A 6,906-nucleotide genomic window follows, 5' to 3' on the forward strand; every position below is an offset into this window, starting at 1 on the left:
GGGGGGTCAGGGCGTGCATCCGGCGAATCTGTTCAAGAGCCGGCTAAACGGAGACGAACTCCGAAACCGAATGCGGTCCAACGACAACTACCCTTCGTCATGTGCAATCAAGGCCGCATCCATGGCTGAGGCATATCCTGATCGCCCTTCGCGGAGGAACAAGAAAAATGCGTCGAAGTCCTGGGGGGTCAGAAAATGAAACTCGTACTTGCGAGTGCCCAACTTCTCATTCAACAGATCGAAGTGGGCCATCGCAGCCCGCGCCTTCGCCCTATTTTCTGCCGACGCCGCCTGAATTTCATTGTCTTCCTTGATTTCAATGGAATATATCCGTGCACCCGCCAGAATGAAGAAATCCGGATTGAACGTCGACCTAGTTAACTTTGTCCCGCGGCGATACGCGTACTCAATAGGATAGAACCCCTGATCCGTTGACTTAACCCAACCCGTAATTGCGCTGGCATTTTCAGGTTTGATCAGACTGCGCACGAACAGCCGTTCGGGCTTGTGGTCAGCGAATACGCAGCTCAGCGGAGTCTTGAAATTGTACTTGTTCGGCACCTCCTCCACGCCTGAGCGAGGAAGTGTATCATCGTCAATCACGGATTGAGCATTGTGCGCCTCAGCGGCGCTGACTGAGGAACTCGTTGAGTTCTCGTCGAAGAATACTGTTACCTCACCGCGCCTGAGTGCTGCAACACTTACGCTGTCCTTCGGCCGGGTGTCTGTTCTTCTCGTGAAGACGTTCTGGGCTTCGGCGACATATCGCACAGCCTTTGCTTGAGACCTGTGAATTACACCGAATGAGGCTAGGATGCGCTGCCGGTTCTCTTCGCTAACAACGTCATCTGTCTCGCCTACTCGTCTAAGGGATTCGCGGATAAGCTTCCTGATCCAATCCGTTGTATATGTCGAACTGTAACCGGTACCCTGCTCGAGGTCGATGGCCTTGAACTTTGAATGGACGTGCTCGACGACGTCCTCAAGAGAATGCAGCTGAAAGCTAATTCGTGTGGTTTTTGTGCGATGATCACCGCGCAGAATGCGTTCATACACAGTTTCTCGTTCGATTTCTCGCACTTGAGAAGCTAGGGAAATCCAGCCTTTGGAGAACTCGTACTCTTGATCCTGCTCAAAGGTTTCAGTCTCAGGGCGGCGTGTGTAGTTGATATTTTCGATATCGAAATTGTAGTCTGGCGTCTTCGCAATAGGTTGAGAGATCAGTCGCGTGTCAATTTCCAGAATCTCTTCGACGAGATGTTTGATACGAGCAGACCAAGAGTCATGATTGAAGACGGTCAGGGCAGGCCGAGCGCTGGCGTATTCGGACGGGATCCGCAAGCCACGCCCGAGGACCTGAGCGATAAGAAGCTTGCTAGAGAAAGCACGTTCCTCGTGCGGTACAACTTGGAACACATTCTTGACGTCCCAGCCTTCGGTGAGCATGCTCACTGAAGTAATCCACTCAACGGGATCCTGGGCAGAATCAACCGAAGCAATACGCAAGAGATTTAGACGATGTTCGCTGTCCGAGGTCACGGCTAGCACCTTGCGCCCAACTTCCTCCTCGGGAAGTCCCTCCTTCTTTGAAATGAACTCGATCAAGTCCCGCGTGACTCTCTTGCACGCGCTGATATCTCTCGTGATGATAAGTGTCAGGGGCTTTACAAGACGATATTTCTGGTCGCGATTATATATATGGTTATCATAGATCTTTTGAAACTTCTCATCTCGATTGGATGATGAATCTTCAGCAACATAATCAACCGTCTTGACGTAACCGTCCTCGATGGCTTGGCGGAGTGAGTAGCGATAGATGACATCGCTGAAGTAATCGTCCGACTGATAGCAGGTTCCAGAAAATCCTAGAACATAGTGAAAGCCAAACTCTTTCGATGCAACGAATTCGGTCCAGCGTTTGACGTCAGAGGATCCACTTCGGAGGTGGTGGCACTCATCGTTCAACACCAGGGTCTTCGCACCGTTTCCAGAGAGCGTCGGACGAAGAGATGTTCTAGACTTCTCCAGCGTTGCATGGTAATTCTCAACACAGAGACAGCCGGGAAGGATAGTCTCACTTCCCGTTACGATGCTCGGGCTAGCGAAAAGCGACTCCGCCGGCATCATCGCCCTCAAAGGTTCGCTCCCTGCCAACTCGAGGAACTTTTCACGTAGCCCCGCTTCGATTGTGAGCGACGGGCATAGGACTAGTACCCGATCAACAATTCCCTCGGCCAAGAGAATCGTTGCCACCGCATAGATCACATAGCTCTTTCCAGTTCCTGTTGCGAGATCGATTGAGGCCGCCAGTTTGTCGACGAAGAGCGCGCGGGATCGCATTGTGGGGAGATCTCCATACACTTCTTCAAGCGAGGCTCTCGTAGAGAAGTTTTCGGCCAATAATTCATCTAGAGTTTGGTACTCTCCAGCAGCCACGTATCTGACTGCAGTCTCAATAGCTCGCTTCTGATAGTCGCGATCTCCGCACAACGCATCAATGAAATCGCTATACCGGGCGATATCAATGGTTTCTGGATTGACTGCTTCGCTCACCCTCAGGACGAGGTCCGTGGTTGCGACTTGATGGGCATCAAGCATGTGAACTCGGTTCCCCTTCCAACGTGGTGGTGGACGAATTTCCATGTCGAGTATTATCGGATTCTCCCGGCCACTCGAGCGTTTGCTTGAGCTCCGTATACTCGTTTCCATAGATATCGAGATATATGAGCATCATGCGAGAACCGAGAGATTTCTCGGGGACTCGAATAGTCCATTCACTTTCGGCAAGTTCGGCAGCGTAGTAGACTTGGTCTAGGACGAAGGGGGGAGCGGCCTCGCCCTCGGTTTCCGGATAGTTGTAATCTAGTAGAACTGCGGCTAGTGTCTCGCGGTTCATTGTCGCAGCAACGCCTTTTGCAAGAGCTTCGCTCCGGAACTCGTCAATCCGCACGGTGAAGATGCGCCCAGCTGCAGTTTGCTCGATTTCATATGTGCACGAAACGCGAGGTTTCTTCATGAAATCGAATCCGACCGAGTCGATCGTTCTATTCACGGACTCCTCCGACAAAGGCTGCTTCAGGGCGGCGAAGGGGCGGCGGTGGAGTTCGTTGATTATGGAGTAGGGAATTCTAAGGATGTAGTAACGTGACTCATCGATATCAATGTAGTCTTCAAAAAAGGTCACGCTCGCCGCGGGAGCTATCACGAAAGTTGTCTCACTCGCGCTGCCGCCGAGATTTCGATGCAGGTCCTCAATGTACCCGCGGTCCAGGACGACTCCGCCAGCCTGAAGGTGGTCAAAAACGATCACGTCCGACCCGTGACGATATCCATCAAAGTTTACCCCTGAGACCTGATGGGGAGAATCCTGGCACTCGAACAGTGTGAGGCCGAAAAATCTCCAGTCTGCCCATGGAAGTGCTCTGAGGGCGGAGAAGTCGTACAGCCCAGCATTATAGAGAGTGAATGGCTTCGCCTGGAGACGTCTGCCTTTGTTCCCAATCTGCTTCTTTAGCGTGAGGAGGCGCTTCTGGATTGTGTAGATGGCGAGTTTGCCGCAATCGATTCCGATCCAACGGCGTTCGAGCTTCTCAGCCACGGCTAGCGCTGTGCCCGAACCGGCGAAGGCATCAAGCACAATGTCCCCGGGACGAGATGCAGCCTCGATAATCCGTGCCGCCAATGCTTCTGGCTTCTGCGTCGGATAGCTCATGTTCTGGGATCGATCGGCCGGCTGCAGCATTGAGAGGCGCCAAACATCATCCACCGTCTTGACGGTCGAGTCTTGGTACAAGACCTTGCCGTCGGCGCCCTTTGCATTCACCAGCTTCTGCCCGTCTTTGTCCCAGACGCGCTTGATCTGCCGGACAGGTGTCTCCCGATCCTCTTGCTGCGGATTGAACGTATAGGTTGAGCTCTTGGAATACCAGAATATGACATCGTGATTAGAGGCGAATCGTTTCACGTTGCCTTGCATCTTGTTGTAGTAGTGCCAGACTATTTCGTTTCGAAAATTTTCCTCGCCGAAAATTTCGTCAAGGATAACTTTGGCGTAGTGACCTTTCTTGGAGTCCAGGTGGACGAAGATCGATCCGGTTTCAGAAAGAAGCTCCCGCAGCAGAATCAGGCGACGCCTGAGGAACTCGAGGAACTCCGCGCCGATGACTTTATCCTGATACGCAACTTCCCCCTTCTTCGCTCCAAAATCTCGGCTGGATGCAAAAGGTGGATCGATGTAGATAAGTTGGACTCCGGGGTCGCCATGCTCGTTTTGCAGATGGCCTGAACGCTTTTGTTGAAGGAGAGTCTTCAGTGCCTGCAGGTTGTCGCCGAAGATGAGAGAATTTGACCAATCGTCTGCTGTAGAGCGTGAGCTCCCGAACGTTCGTATTGGTTGTAGCGGTACTGCCATGGTGTCGGCGATGACGTCTTCTTTTCGAGACTTTCCTGAGAAGGCGAGAGTCGCCTCCCGGCGCTCTTCTGGAAACAGAAGGTCGCGCATCTCCAAGGGCAGGCGGCCGTCTCGCAGGACGGTGTCAGCGATAAGTTTCCGATCTTGCTGTGTTAGTTCCATGGGGAAACGACTGACTCCTCTTCTCCGGTCAGCATGAGTCTACGGGGGCGGATACCGTGACGTGTGGTGCTGGGGTATTAAGGAAGACCGCGTCGCAGATGCTTCCCGCGAGTACCGTTGCTGGCTCTTCCTGGTGTTCCGTATGCGCAGCTGCATTCCCGGCTCCTCTTCGTCAGCTGGGGCCTGCGAGTCGCCGTGTCGTAAGTGTGTCCGGGGGCGCTGTGAGGTGCTGCGGCGACAGCTTGGGCGGGGGTGGGTGCCCTGACTGAGGTCGGCTAACACTTCACGGGATCCCGCGGCTGAAAGACCGTGCTGCCGGCGGTGCATCTGCAGCAGCCAGCCCGGTACGTCCACCAGTGCGTCCTCCTTCTTGCCCTCCGCTTACGGCCCTTCAGCCGCCGCACATCAGAATCGACCTCCACCCGCCACCGGTCCGTCTCATCAAACGTCCTCGTTCCCGGAACCTGTGACCGTTCAAGTGAGACTCATTGCTGAGACGCGTTGTCCCCCATGCGGGGTGGTCGAGGGCAACGTGGAGGTACCATCGGCCGTTCGCTCAAAGGAACCATTGCTGAGGAAACCTTCACGCCGACGGGGACCATGGAGGCTTCTTGGCTACGCCAACAGCCACGCAACCGCTGTTCGCCATTCGTCCGGCGGATGGTCGATGCCCAAAGCGGGGCTTCGGCCGACCTCTAGGAGTTGCGTGGCGAGATCGAGCTGCTCGAGTACGAGATACCCGTCCCTAATCATCGGCATACCGGGATAGACGAGCCAGGTAAGGCACTGCTCTAGCGCTGAAAGTCGCAGCTCCCACTTAGCGAAGGCCTCGAACTCGATCGAGTCGCTCCTTGGGCTCCCGTCCTTGTTGACCGCCCGCCAGATCCAAATCGGGTTCGGATTCGGCGACTCAAAGTGAAAGTGCACGCTGGCGTGGGCGATGCTGTTCCGATAGAGAAAAGCACGGCGAACGCCATCGATGAGCTTGAGCCCGGGAGCCCAGATGGGCGGCAGGAGCTTCTTGAGCTCGACTCGCTTGCCTCTGGTGCTTCGCTTCGCCCACTTCGGCCGAAGTGAATCTGGGTCGACCGGATCCTCAATCCACGTACCCCACTGAAGAAGGCGAAGGTCGATCGCGTTGGCCAGCGATGTCACAACGCCAAGATGCCTATAAGCACGATCAAAATCCTCGGGAATCCCACGGTCCGGCCGGGGTTCTGGTTCGCTCACGTCGTCAGCCTAAGCAGCTTCCCGGAGCGGACGCATGAAGGTCACAGACCATTCGGCGAACCGGACTGTGACGTCGTCGGCTGCCTCGCCGGCCGGAGCAGTGTTGGCCGCCCCACTGCCCGGCTACTGGTCGGCCCGCCAACACGGCCGCCAAGGCATAAGGATGAGCTCGACTGGTTGTTCCGACGGACCCTGGTCGGTTCAACTGTTAGGCCACGCAAGGAGAGCAAGACCAGCACCCGCGCAGATCTAAGGTGCGCCATCGTGATGGAGTTCGCTGCGGCTGCGGCTGCGGCTGCGGTTGCGTTGGCGGAGGGGCTAGCGGCGGCAGGCGACCCAGGGGTTCCGTCATCAGCCGCACTAGGCTGAATTCATGCCTCGCGAGTCTTACAACGTGCGTGTGCTGCGCACGAAGGCCCTAGCTTCTTTACGCACTGGAATCACCGCCTTCAACGGCCTCGACAGCGATGGGCGCGTGACCATTGTCCTGCTTTGCGTTCAGCACTCCTTCGAGATGCTGCTGAAGGCCATACTCGACTTCAAGAAGGCCCGCGTCTTTGACAAGAAGAGCCAGAAGTCGATCTCGCTGGAGAATGCTATACGGCTCTGCCAGCAGCTCGATGGGGTGCAGCTCACCGATGAGGAAGCCGGGACAATCCGAGTCTTAGACTCTCTCAGAGACGCCGAACAGCACTGGCATGTCGTCGTCGATGAGGGACTCCTTTACCTGAACGTCCGTGCTGCGGTCACGCTATTCGACACCCTGCTAAGGCGCGTTTTCGATGAGCGTCTGGCGGACCATCTGCCTTCCAGGGTGCTCCCGATCAGTTCAGAGCCCCCACAGAGCTTGGATCTACTGGTGGATCGTGAATTCGAGCGTATCGCTGAACTACTTAAGCCCGGTCGAAGGGCTTCGGCTGAAGCGATGGGGAGGATCAGATCGCTTCTCGCTACGGAGGCACTGGCAGACCCCGATGCGGCTGAGATCAGTGAGGCAGACGTTCGACGGGTCGCTCGGGGCATCAGAGAAGGGAAAGAGCGCCAACAGGTCTTTCCCAAGCTGACTGGCTTCTCATCTGATGTTCAAGGCGCGGGGTTGACGG

At 55.5% G+C, this 6,906-nt stretch carries 3 protein-coding genes and 1 pseudogene; 1 reads left to right on the top strand and 3 read right to left on the bottom strand.

Features of this window, described 5'->3' with window-relative positions; all coding sequences use genetic code 11:
• Positions 1-87: 87 nt before the first annotated feature.
• The 3 genes from LK10_RS12815 to LK10_RS12825 form a co-directional block, all read right to left on the bottom strand.
• Positions 88-2,643: a DEAD/DEAH box helicase gene (locus tag LK10_RS12815; protein ID WP_197061933.1), complete on the bottom strand. Its 2,556-nt coding sequence runs from the start codon at positions 2,641-2,643 to the stop codon at positions 88-90.
• On the bottom strand, positions 2,591-4,573 hold the full coding sequence (locus LK10_RS12820; protein WP_052207303.1) for a DNA methyltransferase: 1,983 nt from the start codon (positions 4,571-4,573) through the stop codon (positions 2,591-2,593). Before LK10_RS12820 ends, LK10_RS12815 begins: the two co-directional genes overlap by 53 nt.
• 615 nt (positions 4,574-5,188) lie before the next feature.
• Entirely contained in the window at positions 5,189-5,803 is a 615-nt protein-coding gene (locus LK10_RS12825; RefSeq protein WP_197061934.1) for a hypothetical protein, read from the bottom strand.
• A 400-nt stretch (positions 5,804-6,203) separates the two neighbouring features.
• Here LK10_RS12825 and LK10_RS12830 point away from each other — a divergent pair.
• A pseudogene (locus tag LK10_RS12830) lies at positions 6,204-6,906 on the top strand (hypothetical protein); the annotation flags it as partial.

The organism is Sinomonas humi (genome assembly GCF_000802235.1).
Taxonomy (GTDB): Bacteria; Actinomycetota; Actinomycetes; order Actinomycetales; family Micrococcaceae; genus Sinomonas; species Sinomonas humi.